The organism is Rhodoligotrophos appendicifer (assembly GCF_007474605.1).
Lineage (GTDB): Bacteria > Pseudomonadota > Alphaproteobacteria > Rhizobiales > Im1 > Rhodoligotrophos > Rhodoligotrophos appendicifer.
Map to the genome: position 1 here is coordinate 107,381 of NZ_VHKL01000009.1, position 14,806 is coordinate 122,186.

Below are 14,806 nucleotides of genomic sequence, written 5' to 3' on the forward strand. Positions count from 1 at the left end.
GCCAAGAGGCGGTTTTCCAACTCAACGATTGGCTCCGGGCGTCCAGAGCACGTCACCTTCTCCCTTCGCATTCACCCAGCGGCTGGCGACGAAGAAGAAATCGGACAGGCGGTTCATATAGCGCATTGCGGGCTCACCCACGGGCTCGTCGTCCAGGTTGCGCAGCCGCACCATCAAACGCTCGGCGCGACGGCTCACGGTACGACAGACGTGCAATGCCGCTGCAGCAGGGTGTCCCGCCGGCAGAACGAAGGAGCGCAGAGGCGCGAGTTCAGCATTCAGTTCATCGATCTCCCGTTCCAGCCGATCCACCTGGGAGGGTATGATGCGCAAGGGTTCGTAGCCGAGTTCCTCGCCGCGGTCCGGCGTGCAGAGATCGGCACCGAGATCGAAGAGATCGTTCTGGATGCGGACCAGCATCTTGTCCAAGATCGCGAATTCAGGCGACCGAAGATACTGGCGCGCGACCCCGATGGTGGCATTGGTTTCGTCGACCGTTCCGTAGCTTTCAATACGGATATGGGACTTTGGCAGGCGCTCACCGGTGGACAGAGCCGTAGAGCCATCATCGCCGGTGCGCGTGTAGATCTTGTTGAGTACGACCATGAAATCCTCCGCTTCAGCCTGTTCTGGGCATGGGATGAGGTCTGGTCAAGGACCAGAGATTTCGCGGAGGCAGGAAATGGTCTAGGATCGGGCTCCCACGCAGGCTCAGTTCACCATGCAGAAGCTGCTATTCGTCTGTCTCGGAAATATCTGCCGTTCTCCGCTGGCAGCGGAGACCATGAGGCTGGAAGCCGCCGCCGCGGGCCTTGACGCGTTGGAGGTCGATTCGGCTGCGACGGGGTCATGGCATCTGGACGAGGGTCCCGATCCGCGGGCGCTGGAGGCTGGGCTCGGTCGCGGCATCGACATCAGCGGACACCGCTCACGGCTGATCGAGAAGAACGACTTCATCCTCAGCGACATGATCCTGGCCCTGGACGAAGACGTGCACGCCACCCTGACCAAAATGGCCGACGCGCAGACGGTCACGAAGATCCGGCTGCTCCTCGATTTCGCGGAGACGACCACGGAACAAGAGATCCCGACGCCCTATTTCGGCGACGATTCGGATTTCGAGCTCGCGCTGGACCTGATCGAGGACGGGGTCCGGGGACTGACCTCCTATCTGAAGTCGCTCAGAGCGTAATATTCCTCAGAATAGTCCTTCAGTGGATAGATCTCCTCCACGGCATAGGGGCCGCCCCCGCGAGAGGGCCGCGAGGAGAAGAGGACGAACTCGTTCACGTCGAATTCGCGGCTCTCAAACAGACTGTGGGAGGCCACGAATTCATTGACGTTGCCAACGTCGGCTTCCTTCAGGCGCGCCAGGGTCACGTGCGGCGTGTATTTGCGGGCTTCGGATCTGAGGCCCACTAATTGACAGACACGCTCATGGGAGGACTGAAGCCGCCGAAGGGTTTCATCCCCATCCACGCCCGCCCAAATCGAGCGGGGTTTGGCCCCACCAAAGCTCCCGACGCCTTTGAGCTTCAACGAGAAGGCCGGGGCGTCCACGTCATCGAGGGCTTCGACGAGCTCGCGCGCCTGGCCTTCGGAGATATCGCCAACAAAGCGAAGGGTTATGTGAAAGGACTCGCGCTCGATCCAGCGTGCGCCCCATACGCCACCGCGCATGAGTTCAAGTTCGTCGCAAATGTCTGCTGGAATTTCGAGGCCGGTGAAGAGACGAGGCATAATCGCACCTCCTGGTCATCAGCCGAATACACAGGGCCACGATGTCCACGCTATACGGATTCGTCGGCGATGCAACATCAGCTGAACAACGGGCGCACGACCGCTCCGTTCCAGAGCTTTGATGCAACAGCAATTCCGAACAGGATCCTTAGACTCTGGAGATCAAGGACAGGGATTCTTGCGAATCGCGTGGATCGCATCGATCTCCTCGATCAGTTCGGCGTCCAGGACGAGGTCGGCTGCGGCCATGTCGGTCTCAAGCTGCTGCAGGTTGGTGGCACCCACAATCACGGAGGTCACAAATGATTGACGAGCAACGAAGGCGGTCGCCATCCGCGCGGGGTCAAGGCCATAGCGCCTGGCGAGATCGACATAGGCCTGGATCGCTTCCTGACTCCCGGGGCCTTCATAACGCTGAAGCCGATTGAAGAGAGCCTTCCGACTCCCGGGCGGCAGGGCGCCGTTCAGATATTTTCCGGTGAGATAGCCCTGGGCCAAGGTGGAATAAGCCAGAAGGCCGACCTGCTCGCGCAATGCGATCTCAGCCAAGCCGTCCTCAAAGGTGCGGTTCACGAGGGAATAGGCATTCTGGATCGACTGCACCCGGGGAAGCGTCTTGGACTCCGAGGCAGACAGAAAGCGCATGACGCCCCATGGGGTCTCGTTGGAAAGACCGACATGCCGCACCTTGCCCTTTTCCACTAATCTGGCGAGAGCGCCCAGCTGCTCCTGGATCGGCACTTCGTCCTTCTCGAAGTCCACGGTGCGACGCTCGCCGAAGATGGAGACGATGCGATCGGGCCAATGGAGCTGATAGAGATCGATGTAGTCCGTCTGTAAACGAGCCAGGCTCTTGTCGCACGCCTCGAAGATCTGGTTTGGCGTCAGCCGAGCCGGGACATCACCATTGCGGAAGTAGGTGCGATCGGTGCGGCCGACAATCTTGGTCGCCAGGATCACCTTATGGCGGAGGCCACGGGCCCGGAACCAGGTCCCGATGTGACGTTCCGTGCTGCCCTGGGTCTCCGGCTTCGGAGGAATTGAGTAAAGCTCGGCGGTGTCGAAGAAATTCACGCCCTTGTCGACGGCACAATCCATCTGGACGTGGGCTTCCGCCTCAGAGTTCTGCTCGCCCCAGGTCATGGTTCCCAGGCAGACAAGGCTGACGTCCAGGCCGGTCCGACCGAGCTTGCGGTAACGCACGCATTCCCCCCTCAACGACTCGTCTTCAGCCGTTACCCGAGCGACACAAGCCTGTCCAGCACCATGGCCGCGGGGCGGGCTCGCTACTTCGAGATCCTTGCCAGGAGCGCTTCGACCTTGGGCATAATGTTCTTCACGATCATGGCGACCCCTTCGGCGTTGGGATGCATGCCATCGGGCAAGTTCAGGGCATCGTCCGCCGCTATGTCCTCGAGGAAGAAGGGGTAGAGGATCGCGTCATGCTTCGCGGCGAGACGGGCATAGATCGGGTTGAAAGCCTCCGCGTAGTCAGGCCCCATGTTGGGCGGTGCGATCATGCCTGCCAGCAAGACCGGAATGTCGCGCTCAGCCAAGGCAGCGAGGATCTGGTCGAGGGCACGTTCCGTGATGCTGGGGTCTACACCGCGAAGGGCATCGTTGGCGCCGAGTTCCAAGATCACACCCTGTGTGCCTTCGGGTACGGCCCAATCCAGCCGCGACAATCCCCCGGAGGCCGTATCGCCAGACACTCCGGCATTGGCGACCGCGACATCACGACCGGACGCCTTGAGAGCCGCCTCCAACTGTGCGGGAAAACTTTCGCCGGGAGCCAGCTCGTAGCCGGCGGACAGGCTGTCGCCCAGCGCGACGAGCCTGATCGTCTCGGCCTTTGCAGCACCCGCGAACAGGATGAGGCCCATGAGGAGTAACACCGTCTTGATTTGCCGCATCACCTATCCATATGCCGAAAGTTATCAAAATCCTCAAATTCGAAGGCGTGTCCGCCCTTGCCCCAGCCCATGATCGACATGTCCGACGTTCGCTTGACGCTGCCCAGCCGCGCCGGGCCGGTCGAGATCCTGAGGGGCGTGGACCTCAACGTCAACGCCGGCGAGGCGATGGGGCTCGTGGGCCCCTCCGGCTCCGGCAAGACGACACTGCTCATGGTGATGGCGGGTTTGGAGGCAGTGACCTCCGGTGCGGTCACCATCGCGACAAACGATCTCACCGTCCTGAAGGAAGATGATCTCGCCGCGTTCCGCCGCGACAATGTCGGCATCGTGTTCCAGGCCTTCCATCTAATCCCCACCATGACCGCCTTGGAGAATGTGGCTGTCCCCCTGGAATTCAAGGGGGCGCGCAATGCCTTCGCCAGGGCGCGGACGCAGCTGGAGAGGGTGCGGCTCGGGCATCGGCTGGATCACTACCCGGGCCAACTGTCCGGCGGGGAACAGCAGCGGGTGGCGATCGCGCGAGCTCTCGCGGCCGGCGCCAGGATCCTTCTGGCGGACGAGCCCACGGGCAATCTCGACCAGGAAACCGGTGCACAGATCGTCGACCTGCTCTTCGGTCTGCAACGGGAGGAGAACGCAACGCTGGTCTTGGTCACGCATGACCCTTCCCTCGCAAACCGCTGTTCGCGGGTGATCCACATGGCAGATGGGCGGATCCAGCAGGAGCGTCATAACAGCCTCGCCAGCGAGCCGGCATGACCATCTCCGAAACGGGTGCGTTGCGGGCGAATGAAGCGACGAGCAGGCCCACTGGCTCGCATGCCTTCGGAACAAGCGTCCGCGTCGCCATGCGCGAATTGCGATCAGGACTGCAGGGGTTCTGGATCTTCTTGTCCTGCCTGATCCTGGGGGTCGCCGCACTGGCGAGCGTGCAGTCCGTCTCAACCGCCATCGAGGGCGGCCTCGCCGAGCGCGGGCAGACGATCCTGGGGGGCGACGCAGAATTCACCCTGGTCCACCGGGAAGCCGGAGCGCCTGAACAAGCACTGCTCAGGAGCCGCGGACAAGTCAGTGAGCTTTTCACCCTCAGGGCTATGGCCAGAGCGGTGAACGGCGACGGTCGCACGCTGGTCGAGGCGAAGGCGGTCGACGATGCCTATCCCCTGTTCGGGGAGGTGCGACTGGCGAATGATGCCGGCTTCGACGACGCCCTGGCCTTCAAGGACGGCCATTGGGGCGCCGTGGCGGACCCGATCCTCCTCACCCGAATCGGTGCGAAGGAAGGCGACCTGATCCAGATCGGTAGCCTGCAGCTGCAGGTGCGTGCACCGGTGGTGAATGAGCCAGACCGCCTGTCCGATGGATTGATGTTCGGCCCGCGGCTGTTCATGACGCGAGAGGCGCTGTTGGCCAGTGGGTTAGTCCAGCCCGGCAGCCTGATTACACGCGCCTATCGGATCAAGCTGAACGCCCCCAACGACGATGCGGCCCTGGGGAGCTTTCTGAACGAGGTCCGTGAGACATTCCCCGATGCCGGATGGCGGATCAAATCGCGGCAGAACGCAGCGCCGGGGGTCCAGCGCTTCATCGACCGGCTGACGCTGTTCCTGTCGCTGGTCGGCCTCACCGCCTTGTTCGTGGGCGGCGTGGGCATCGCCAATGCGGTTACCAATTTCCTGGACGGGCGACGACGCAACATCGCCATCCTCAAATGCCTCGGTGCCCCGGGCCGTGCGATATTCCAGATCTATCTCATCCAAGTCCTGATCCTCGCGGCCCTGGGGATCATGATCGGGGTGAGTATCGGAGCCATCGTTCCATTCGTGCTGCAGAGCACCCTGCAGGACATCCTGCCGCTGCCGCTGGAGGCTCAGTTCTATCCGATGCCGCTCCTGGCCGCGGCGACCTTCGGGGTCCTGGTGACGCTGGCCTTCGCCATCTGGCCGCTTGGGCGCGCCCGGGATCTTCCGGCGCAGGCCCTCTTCCGCGATGCGATCAGCCCGTCCCGGTCGATCCCCCGGATTGGTTACATCATCGCGACAGTCATCGTGCTGGTGCTCCTGATCGGGCTTGCGCTGCTGACCTTTCCTGATCGCATGCTGACACTTTGGTATGCGGTCGGGCTGGCAGTGGCCTTCGTCATCCTCGTGGGCATGGGTCGGGCACTCATGTGGGCCTCGGCGCGGATCCCGTTCCGACGGGGTCCGATCCTCCGGCTGGCGATCTCCAACCTGCATCGGCCGGCAGCACCCACCGTCTCCGTCGTGCTGTCGCTCGGGCTGGGGCTCTCCCTGTTCGTGACACTCGCCATGGTGGACGACAATTTAACACGCGAGCTGCAGCGGAACGTCCCCGGCCAAGCGCCCTCGTTCTTCTTTCTCGACATCCAACCCGACCAGCATGATCGCTTCGAGCAAATGCTGACTGCGGAAAAAGGCGCGCATGACGTTCAAAGCGTGCCCATGCTGCGGGGCCAAGTAAGTGCGGTGAACGGCGTTCCGGCCCGTGAGGTGAAGGCGGATCCCGAGGTGGCCTGGGTGCTGCGCGGCGATCGGGGCCTCACCTATTCGGAGACGCCTCCCGCCAATGCCGTGATCACCCAAGGAGAATGGTGGCCGCCGAATTACGAGGGCGAGCCGCTGGTTTCCATGGCGGAGGAGGCGGCACAGGGCATTGGCCTCACGGTCGGCGACAGCATCACGGTCAACGTGCTGGGCCGCGAGATCACCGCGAAGATCGCGAGCCTGCGGCAGGTCGAGTGGCGTTCATTGTCGATGAATTTCGTGCTGGTGTTCTCCCCCAACGCACTCAGGGGAGCACCGCACACCTTCCTGGTGACCGTGAAGGCATCGACAGAGGACGAGCCGCGGATCTTGAAGACCATGTCGGATGCCTTCACCAATGTCACGGCGGTGAGGGTCAAAGAGGCTCTGGACACCGTCAATGAGCTCATGTCGCAATTGCTGCTCGCCGTGCGCGGTGCCAACGCCGTCACGTTGCTGGTGGGAATCCTGGTGCTGGCCGGTGCGATGGCGACGGGCCTGCGAACGCGGATCTATGATGCCGTCGTGCTGAAGACCTTCGGAGCGAGCCGGCACCAACTCCTTGCGGCCTATGCGTTGGAGTATGCCCTGCTGGGCCTGGTGACGGCGCTCTTCGCCCTGATCGCCGGGACCCTCGCCAGTCTCGCCATCGTGCAACTGGCCATGCAAACCGATTGGAGCTTCGTGCCGGAGGTTGCCTTCACGACGGCCTTCCTCGCAACGGTCCTGACGATTTCGGCAGGTCTGATCACCACGTGGAGCGCCTTGAGGGCTAAAGCATCGCCCATTCTTAGAAATGAATAATCAACCTCTCCAGCAGATTGCTATATGTTAAGGCGCGCGCCACGGCGGCGCGGCTTGTACGGGCCGTCAAACTGGCCCATATCTGGTGCAAGTTAGGGGTGGAGAACCATTATGGCTGACTTGAACAATCGAGGATATGCGAGGAATACCGGCGTCGCCGGTACCGCCTATGCCGTTGATGAAGGCCTGCGGGCCTATATGCTGCGCGTCTACAACTACATGGCGATCGGCCTGGCCATCACCGGCGTTGCCGCGATGATCGTCTATGCCCTGTCGGTGACCAGCGTCGAGAGCGAAGCGGTGGCCCGCATCGGCACCACGATGCTGACCAATGTCGGGTATGCGATCTTCGTCAGCCCGTTGAAGTGGGTCGTGATCCTGGCGCCCCTCGCGATGGTGTTCTTCCTCAGCTTTCGCGTCAATTCGATGAGCGTGTCCGCAGCCCAGATGTCGTTCTGGGTGTTCTCGCTGCTCATGGGCATCTCGCTGGCATCGATCTTCCTGGTCTATACCCAGGCCTCGATCGCGCGCGTGTTCTTCATCACCGCTATCTCCTTCGGCGGCTTGAGCCTGTGGGGCTACACGACCAAGCGCGATCTGTCGGGCTGGGGATCATTCCTGATGATGGGCCTCATCGGCATCATCGTCGCGTCGGTGGTCAACATCTTCCTGCAGAGTTCCGGCATGGAATGGGTGATCTCCGTTGCCGGCGTGCTGATCTTCGCCGGCCTGACCGCCTACGACACGCAGTCGATCAAGGAAATGTACTTCTCTGGAGACAGCCAGGACGTCGCCGGCCGCAAGGCCATCATGGGCGCTCTCAGGCTGTATCTGGACTTCATCAACATGTTCCTCATGCTGCTGCGCCTGTTCGGAAACCGGAACTGAGTTCGCAGCTATCGGACGATCAAAAAACCCCCGGGATCACTCCCGGGGGTTTCTGCTGACGCCTCCCCTTTTAACTCGGCTGTCAGAAACGGATCAAATGCTCACAAGCTTGGGCTGTCGATCGATAACCTTCAGGACCTGCCGGATATCGTGGCCGCGACGCAGAATCGCGCCCGTCTGGGCGATGATGGCGTAAAGGCCCTGCTTGTTGCGCAGAGTCGGCTGCTTCTCAATCCTATAGAGCGGCACCTCGCTGGTGCGCCGGAAGATCGAAAAAGTCGCCTTGTCGCGAGAGTGATCAATTGCGTAGTCGCGCCACACGCCTTCCGCGACTCGCCTGCCATATACGGTGAGGATGGCCGAGAGCTCTTGTCGGTCGAAGGCTGTGGGCATTTGAGCTTGGGCAGAGGCGTGCTTGCCGCTTCGTGCCTGGGGTGCCGTTTCTGTGGTCCGCACCCCAAACTGAACTATCGGTTCAGTGTCGCTCATCGCCCCTCCCTGTGTGGCGGGTTCATCCAATCGTCACATGATGGCCCAGTCGGCGGCGCTTGACAAGGCTCACCAGAAGTTTTCGGAGCAAAGCTCAGGAGCCCTTGGCATCACGCGCGAGGGCGGCCTCGATCAGAGCAATGGCGTCAGGGGAATCCCACACCGCGGGTCCGAGCAGACGCCCCAGCTCCTGCCCCTGGGGATCGATCAACACCGTGGTGGGAAGTCCGACACCCTTGAGAAGGCCCAATGTCTTGGTGGTCTTATCCAGGTAAATCGCGAGGTCCTTCACACCGATCTCATCGAGGAAAGCCTTGGCGACCGGCGCGCCCTTCTGGTCGATGCTGATGGCCACGACCTCGAAATTTTCACCGCCGTACTTCTTTTGCAGAGCCGCCAGCGCCGGCATCTCCTCGCGGCAGGGCGCACACCACGTGGCCCAGAGATTGAGGAGAACGGTCTTGCCCTGCCAATCCGCCATGCTCAGGGGCTTGCCTTCCGCGTCGGTGAAGCTGAGCGGCGGGAGCTCCCGCGGCGTCTTGTGAATCAGGAAGGCCGCCATGTCTCCGTGGGCCAGGCCAGCCGGGATTACCGCGGAACCCGCTGCCGTGCCCGCATTCTGGACATTGCGCGGTTCGGTGATGATCAGGTAAAGGGCTGCAGCCAGGGCCACCAGCACGACGAGCCCCAGCACTACCATCAGGCGGGAGCCCCGTCGGCCAGACGTCGTATCGCTCATGATGTCTAACCCGCTAGCAGATCGTTGAAGACAAGAGGCATATTTTGACCAACCGAATGTGGGGCGGACGCTTCGCCGAGACGCCCAGCGAGATCATGGAGGAGGTGAACACCTCCATCGACTTCGATAAGCGGTTGTTCGCAGAGGATATCGCCGGATCGAAGGCACACTGCAAGATGCTTGCGGCGACCGGCATCATCTCCGCCGATGACGCAGCGGAAATTAGGCGCGGACTGGAGCAGGTGCAATCGGAGATCGCGGCTGGAGAATTCACATTCTCGCGCAGCCTCGAGGACATCCACATGAATGTGGAATCGCGGCTCGCCGAGATCATCGGTCCCACGGCAGGCCGGTTGCATACTGCCCGGTCCCGCAACGACCAGGTCGCGACAGACCTGCGCCTCTATGTGCGCGGCGTCATCGACCATCTCGACGAGCAGTTGAAAGGGTTGCAGCGGGCGCTGGCGCGGCAGGCGAAGGCCCATGCGGACGCGATCATGCCCGGCTTCACTCATCTGCAGACTGCGCAGCCCGTCACCTTTGGGCATCATTGCCTCGCCTATGTCGAAATGCTGGGACGGGACAGGGAAAGATTCGCGGGCGCCCGGAAGCGGGTGAACGAAAATCCGCTGGGGGCCGCTGCGTTGGCGGGGACGTCGTTTCCCATCGACCGAGAGATGACGTCGCGCGAGCTCGGCTTCGCGTCGCCAATGCGGAATTCCCTGGATGCCGTCTCCGCCCGGGACTTCGCCATCGAGACGATGGCAGCGGCGGCGATCTGCGCCGTGCACCTGTCGCGCTTCGCCGAGGAACTGGTGCTTTGGACATCGGCCCAGTTCAGGTTCATCAAGCTGTCGGACCGGTTCACCACGGGCTCGTCGATTATGCCGCAGAAGCGAAATCCGGATGCGGCGGAGCTGGTGCGAGGAAAGGCCGGGCGGGTGATCGGCGCGCTGGTCACGCTGATGGTGATGATGAAGGGCCTGCCCCTCGCTTATGGCAAGGACATGCAGGAGGACAAGGAGCCGGTCTTCGATGCGCTCGACACGCTGTCGCTGACCGTCGCCGCAACGACGGGCATGGTCGAGGACCTGCAACCGGATCGGGATGCGTTGCGGGCGGCTGCCGACAGCGGCTTTGCCACGGCAACCGACCTGGCGGATTGGCTGGTGCGGGTGCTGGGCCTGCCTTTCCGGGCGGCCCATCATGTCACCGGCGCCCTGGTGGCGAAAGCGGAAGCGAAAGGCGTCGACCTCGCCGGGCTCGACCTCGGGGAGATGCAGGCTGTCGAAGCCGGGATCACCGAGGATGTCTATTCGGTCCTCACGGTCGAGGCTTCCGTGCGCTCGCGCAGGAGCCTGGGGGGTACCGCTCCCGAAAACGTGGCCGCCGAAGCCGCACGGTGGCTGAAGCTGTTGGGCTGAGTTTGTCCTGTGTGCAGGCGCGTCCCGGTCGTCTTCGGGACGACATGCTGTCGCAGATGGCCGTGTATTCATCGGCAATTTCGTTGACGAGTGTTGCACTGCCCACTAGCGTGCGCCCCGCGCAGGATATTACTGGTTTGTGAGACCCTGACCGGTTCGTGGATCTTGAGGAACTAGGCTCAACGGGCCGCCGAGACGAGGGACCGTGTTGGACAAGGGAGTTGGGACACGATGAAGGTACTGATCGCCGTCAAACGGGTAGTCGACTACAACGTCAAGATCCGGGTGAAATCGGACGGGTCGGGCGTCGAGCTCGCCAATGTGAAGATGTCTATGAACCCGTTCGACGAAATCGCCGTCGAGGAAGCCGTGCGATTGAAGGAGGCCGGAAAGGCGACCGAGATCGTGGCCGTCTCCATAGGCCCACAACAGGCGCAGGAGACGATCCGCACCGCGCTCGCCATGGGTGCCGATCGCGGCATATTGGTGAAGCATGACGGCATCCTGGAGCCGCTGGCGGTCGCGAAAATCCTCAAAGGCGTCTGTGCGGAGGAGAAGCCTGACCTGGTGATCCTGGGCAAGCAGGCCATCGACGACGATGCCAATCAGACCGGACAGATGCTCTCGGCCTTGCTGAACTGGCCGCAGGCAACCTTCTGCTCCAAGATCGAGCTGGGCGACGGCGAAGCCACGATCACCCGGGAAATCGACGGGGGCCTGCAGACGTTGAAGGTGAAGGCACCCTTCATCGCGACGACCGATCTGCGTCTCAACCAGCCGCGCTATGCGTCGCTGCCCAACATCATGAAGGCGAAGAAGAAGCCGATCGACGAGAAGACGCCTGCGGATTACGGCGTCGATACCGCACCGCGGCTGAAGGTCATCACCACAGGCGAACCGCCAAAGCGCCAGGGTGGCGTCAAGGTCGGTTCCATCGCCGAACTCGTCGGCAAGCTGAAGAACGAAGCAGGAGTGATCTGATCATGGCAACTCTGCTGATTGCCGAACACGACAACGCCTCCCTGAAGGATGCGACCCATAAGGCCCTGACCGCCGCGACCGAAATCGGCGGCGAAGTGCATGTGCTCGTCGCAGGAAAGGGCGCGGACGCCGCCGCCAAGGAAGCCGCTGGCCTCCAAGGTGTGTCCAAAGTCCTGCATGTGGAGGATTCAGGCCTCGAGCGTCCGTTGGCGGAAGCCATGGCGACGCTGGTCGTCGGTCTGGCCGACGCTTACGACGTGCTGATCGCGCCGGCGACATCCAACGGCAAGAACTACATGCCGCGGATCGCCGCCCTGCTGGACGTCATGCAAGTCTCGGACATCATCGCCGTCAAGGGCAAGGACACTTTCGAGCGTCCGATCTATGCCGGCAACGCCATCCAGACCGTACAGGCCACGGACCCCAAGATCGTCATCACCGTCCGCACCTCGGCCTTCCAGGCCACGGGCACGGGCGGTTCGGCTGCGATCGAGACCGTCGCCGCACCGGCGGATGCGGGCCAGTCCAGCTATGTCTCGGAAAATCTCTCCAAATCCGACCGGCCCGATCTCACATCGGCGAAGATCGTCATCTCGGGTGGTCGCGGGATGCAGTCCGGCGACAATTTCCACATGCTGGAGAAAGTGGCGGACCGCCTCGGCGCGGCGGTTGGCGCCTCTCGCGCGGCTGTCGATGCGGGCTTCGTGCCCAACAATTATCAGGTCGGCCAGACCGGCAAGGTCGTGTCACCGGATCTCTACATCGCGGTGGGCATTTCCGGCGCGATTCAGCATCTGGCGGGGATGAAGGACAGCAAGGTCATCGTCGCCATCAACAAAGACGAAGAGGCCCCCATCTTCCAAGTGGCCGATTACGGCTATGTCGGCGATTTGTTTTCCGCCATTCCTGAACTCGAGCAGGAACTGGCAAAGGCCGGCTACTGAGCTTAAGCAACATTCAGACGGTCGCGAGCCGCACGCATTTCCTTCGACAGGTTTTATGCGTTAGTCTCGCGGCCCTTCAAGGCCGTTCGTGGTGGGAATAATGGAAATCCGCAAGGTTGGGGTGATTGGCGCAGGCCAGATGGGCAATGGCATTGCCCATGTCGCGGCGCTGGCTGGTCACGATGTCTTCCTCAATGATTTGTCGCGGGAGAATATCGAGTCGGCACTCGCCACCATCAATGGGAACATGGCCCGGCAGGCCCGCAACGGCAAGATTACCGAAGATCAACGACGACAAGCTCTTGACCGCATCCACATCGCCGAGAACCTCGAGAGTCTCGAAGTTTGCGATCTGGTGATCGAATCGGCCAGCGAAGACGAGCAGGTCAAACGCAAGATCTTCGCCGCACTCTGTCCATTGATCCGGCCGGAGACGATCGTCGCCACCAATACTTCATCCATCTCCATCACCCGCCTCGCAGCCTCAACGGATCGACCCGAGCGATTCATGGGGATTCACTTCATGAATCCCGTCCCGCTGATGGAGCTGGTCGAATTGATTCGCGGCATCGCCACGGATGACGCGACGTTCACGAGCGTCCGCCAGTTCACCCTGACGCTCGGCAAGACGATCGCGGTGGCGGAGGACTTTCCCGCCTTCATCGTCAATCGAATCCTGCTGCCGATGATCAATGAGGCGGTCTACACGCTTTATGAAGGTGTCGGCACGGTGGAGGCCATCGACAGCGCCATGAAGCTTGGCGCGCATCATCCGATGGGACCTCTGGAGCTGGCCGACTTCATCGGTCTCGATACCTGCCTGTCGATCATGCAGGTGCTCTATGAGGGGCTCGCTGATTCGAAATACCGCCCCTGCCCGCTGCTGGTCAAGTATGTTGAGGCCGGCTGGCTGGGACGGAAGACACAGCGTGGATTCTACGATTATCGGGGCGAGAAGCCGGTTCCGACCCGCTAGCTTGACCGTAGCGCTTGATCGCCTTGCATCATTATTGCCGACATCATTGATCGGTATCCACCCGGCCGCCCTCTCGGCGGGCGCGCGCGTTTGCAAAAGCGAGCCGGGATAACACAGCACCGCCACACACTCGTCGATCTTTGCCGCCAGTTCGGATGCATGCCGTGTCCGTTGCGCAAAGGTCGAGAGGTATGGAGGATGGTGACGTTCCCCTCTTGGGAGGATCACGATCGATCGTCACTCGACGCGGCGACGTCGTTTTTCGAGAGGCGGCGCCCTGGTCCAGAACGGTCATCGCCCTTCTGAGACATCTGGAAGCCGTGGGCTTCGATCATGCCCCGCGCGTCGTCTCTGGAGGCTTCGATCCTTCGGGACGGGAGATGCTCAGCTTCGTCGAAGGCACCTTTGTCCACCCTAAAGCCTGGAACGACGATGCCCTGCCCGCGCTCGGACGAATGCTCCGAGAGTTGCACGAGGCGACGGCCTCCTTCAGGCCTGACGATACTCCCCAATGGCAATCCTGGTTCGGACGAAGGCTGGGCATCCCCTCTGTCATCGGTCATTGCGACACCGGCCCGTGGAACATCGTCAGCCGCGACCAGATGCCGGTCGCCCTTATTGATTGGGAGGTCGCGGGACCCGTCGATCCCCGCGTTGAACTTTGCCAAGCCTGCTGGCTCAATGCACATCTCGTGGATGACGACATCGCAGAGTTGCATGGCTTTCCGTCAGTGGAGATGAGGGCGCGGCAGTTGTGCATGCTCCTCGATGGCTATGGCCTATCGCGACGGGAGCGCATCGGCTTCATCGATCTCATTCGCGATTTCGTGGTGCTCTGCGCTGCCGACATCGCTACGGAAGCGCGTGTCACTCGGGATGCGACGGTCAATCCGAGGCTCTGGGGAATTGCGTGGCGCGCGCGTAGTGCCGGCTGGATCACACGGCACAGAAGCACCCTCGAGCGCGTCCTCAACGCGTCGGCATAAAAAATACTCCGACTGCAGGACGTCCTGTTTCGGCAGGAAGTAAAGGAAAAACAGGCTGGTCTCGACGGGCCATGCGCCTAAAACTGTGCATCTTTGTTTTGCCACGAACCAGCCCTTCTGCAGCCGAATTGCAGAAGCACATTGGCATCGTTGCCTCTAGTGGTTCGGTTCTGGCGAGGGTGTCGGAGATCTCAGCCCCCCAGCCCCCCCGATGCTCCCAAAGGAGCCGGACCATCGAGTATCTCCCTTGAGTTCAGTCAGTAAGGGCAACAGACTGAGTCGATGATCGGGTTTCCCGGTTATCGACTCGGGCTGACTGCCCAGCTCTTTCCCTTCCCGACATCTTGATTTCGAAATTCAGCTCGCCGATATCGGC

15 protein-coding genes are annotated in these 14,806 nt (G+C 61.8%); 9 read left to right on the forward strand and 6 right to left on the reverse strand.

Features of this window, described 5'->3' with window-relative positions; all coding sequences use genetic code 11:
* Positions 1-21: 21 nt before the first annotated feature.
* A complete protein-coding gene (locus tag FKM97_RS19570; protein ID WP_144294117.1) occupies positions 22-606 on the reverse strand; it encodes a cob(I)yrinic acid a,c-diamide adenosyltransferase in 585 nt (194 codons plus the stop codon).
* Between the two features lie 115 nt (positions 607-721).
* Here FKM97_RS19570 and FKM97_RS19575 point away from each other — a divergent pair, with 115 nt between their 5' ends.
* Complete coding sequence (locus tag FKM97_RS19575; protein WP_144294118.1) at positions 722-1,192, forward strand: low molecular weight protein-tyrosine-phosphatase; 471 nt, start codon at positions 722-724, stop codon at positions 1,190-1,192.
* Here the strand turns inward: FKM97_RS19575 and thpR are convergent.
* The 3 genes from thpR to FKM97_RS19590 form a co-directional block, all read right to left on the reverse strand.
* Positions 1,168-1,740 (reverse strand): RNA 2',3'-cyclic phosphodiesterase, encoded by a 573-nt coding sequence (thpR, locus tag FKM97_RS19580; protein WP_144294119.1) that lies wholly within the window; start codon positions 1,738-1,740, stop codon positions 1,168-1,170. The genes FKM97_RS19575 and thpR overlap by 25 nt on opposite strands.
* A gap of 162 nt (positions 1,741-1,902) precedes the next feature.
* On the reverse strand, positions 1,903-2,943 hold the full coding sequence (locus FKM97_RS19585; protein ID WP_144294120.1) for an aldo/keto reductase: 1,041 nt from the start codon (positions 2,941-2,943) through the stop codon (positions 1,903-1,905).
* An 83-nt stretch (positions 2,944-3,026) separates the two neighbouring features.
* Entirely contained in the window at positions 3,027-3,653 is a 627-nt protein-coding gene (locus tag FKM97_RS19590) for an arylesterase (RefSeq protein ID WP_144294121.1), read from the reverse strand.
* A 78-nt stretch (positions 3,654-3,731) separates the two neighbouring features.
* Between FKM97_RS19590 and FKM97_RS19595 the strand changes: the two genes are divergently transcribed.
* From FKM97_RS19595 to FKM97_RS19605, 3 genes are all read left to right on the forward strand, one after another.
* Complete coding sequence (locus FKM97_RS19595) at positions 3,732-4,415, forward strand: ABC transporter ATP-binding protein (protein ID WP_246105174.1); 684 nt, start codon at positions 3,732-3,734, stop codon at positions 4,413-4,415.
* On the forward strand, positions 4,412-7,003 hold the full coding sequence (locus tag FKM97_RS19600) for an ABC transporter permease (protein WP_144294122.1): 2,592 nt from the start codon (positions 4,412-4,414) through the stop codon (positions 7,001-7,003). Before FKM97_RS19595 ends, FKM97_RS19600 begins: the two co-directional genes overlap by 4 nt.
* 111 nt (positions 7,004-7,114) lie before the next feature.
* Positions 7,115-7,891, forward strand: a complete 777-nt coding sequence (locus FKM97_RS19605) for a Bax inhibitor-1/YccA family protein (protein WP_144294123.1) — start codon at positions 7,115-7,117, stop codon at positions 7,889-7,891.
* Between the two features lie 93 nt (positions 7,892-7,984).
* Here the strand turns inward: FKM97_RS19605 and FKM97_RS19610 are convergent, their stop codons facing one another.
* Entirely contained in the window at positions 7,985-8,380 is a 396-nt protein-coding gene (locus FKM97_RS19610; RefSeq protein WP_144294124.1) for a DUF2794 domain-containing protein, read from the reverse strand.
* A 94-nt stretch (positions 8,381-8,474) separates the two neighbouring features.
* A complete protein-coding gene (locus FKM97_RS19615) occupies positions 8,475-9,119 on the reverse strand; it encodes a TlpA disulfide reductase family protein (protein ID WP_144294125.1) in 645 nt (214 codons plus the stop codon).
* Positions 9,120-9,163: 44 nt separating this feature from the next.
* On the opposite strand from FKM97_RS19615, the gene argH reads away from it, so the two are divergent.
* From argH to FKM97_RS19640, 5 genes are all read left to right on the forward strand, one after another.
* Positions 9,164-10,543, forward strand: a complete 1,380-nt coding sequence (gene argH, locus FKM97_RS19620) for an argininosuccinate lyase (protein ID WP_144294126.1) — start codon at positions 9,164-9,166, stop codon at positions 10,541-10,543.
* A gap of 231 nt (positions 10,544-10,774) precedes the next feature.
* Entirely contained in the window at positions 10,775-11,524 is a 750-nt protein-coding gene (locus FKM97_RS19625; RefSeq protein WP_144294127.1) for an electron transfer flavoprotein subunit beta/FixA family protein, read from the forward strand.
* 2 nt (positions 11,525-11,526) lie between these two features.
* Positions 11,527-12,468: an electron transfer flavoprotein subunit alpha/FixB family protein gene (locus FKM97_RS19630; protein ID WP_144294128.1), complete on the forward strand. Its 942-nt coding sequence runs from the start codon at positions 11,527-11,529 to the stop codon at positions 12,466-12,468.
* Positions 12,469-12,568: 100 nt separating this feature from the next.
* Positions 12,569-13,444 carry a 3-hydroxybutyryl-CoA dehydrogenase gene (locus FKM97_RS19635; protein WP_144294129.1) on the forward strand — a complete coding sequence of 292 codons (876 nt, stop codon included), beginning with the start codon at positions 12,569-12,571 and terminating at the stop codon, positions 13,442-13,444.
* A gap of 164 nt (positions 13,445-13,608) precedes the next feature.
* Positions 13,609-14,430 carry a phosphotransferase gene (locus tag FKM97_RS19640; RefSeq protein ID WP_246105175.1) on the forward strand — a complete coding sequence of 274 codons (822 nt, stop codon included), beginning with the start codon at positions 13,609-13,611 and terminating at the stop codon, positions 14,428-14,430.
* Positions 14,431-14,806 lie beyond the last annotated feature (376 nt).

Coding starts and splice junctions, on each gene's coding strand:
- FKM97_RS19625 (WP_144294127.1), top strand. CDS start 10,775: ATGAAGGTACTGATCGCCGTCAAACGGGTAGTCGACTACAACGTCAAG.
- FKM97_RS19590 (WP_144294121.1), bottom strand. CDS start 3,653: ATGCGGCAAATCAAGACGGTGTTACTCCTCATGGGCCTCATCCTGTTC.
- FKM97_RS19630 (WP_144294128.1), top strand. CDS start 11,527: ATGGCAACTCTGCTGATTGCCGAACACGACAACGCCTCCCTGAAGGAT.
- FKM97_RS19635 (WP_144294129.1), top strand. CDS start 12,569: ATGGAAATCCGCAAGGTTGGGGTGATTGGCGCAGGCCAGATGGGCAAT.
- FKM97_RS19575 (WP_144294118.1), top strand. CDS start 722: ATGCAGAAGCTGCTATTCGTCTGTCTCGGAAATATCTGCCGTTCTCCG.
- FKM97_RS19610 (WP_144294124.1), bottom strand. CDS start 8,380: ATGAGCGACACTGAACCGATAGTTCAGTTTGGGGTGCGGACCACAGAA.
- FKM97_RS19595 (WP_246105174.1), top strand. CDS start 3,732: ATGTCCGACGTTCGCTTGACGCTGCCCAGCCGCGCCGGGCCGGTCGAG.
- FKM97_RS19605 (WP_144294123.1), top strand. CDS start 7,115: ATGGCTGACTTGAACAATCGAGGATATGCGAGGAATACCGGCGTCGCC.
- FKM97_RS19615 (WP_144294125.1), bottom strand. CDS start 9,119: ATGAGCGATACGACGTCTGGCCGACGGGGCTCCCGCCTGATGGTAGTG.
- FKM97_RS19570 (WP_144294117.1), bottom strand. CDS start 606: ATGGTCGTACTCAACAAGATCTACACGCGCACCGGCGATGATGGCTCT.
- FKM97_RS19600 (WP_144294122.1), top strand. CDS start 4,412: ATGACCATCTCCGAAACGGGTGCGTTGCGGGCGAATGAAGCGACGAGC.
- thpR (WP_144294119.1), bottom strand. CDS start 1,740: ATGCCTCGTCTCTTCACCGGCCTCGAAATTCCAGCAGACATTTGCGAC.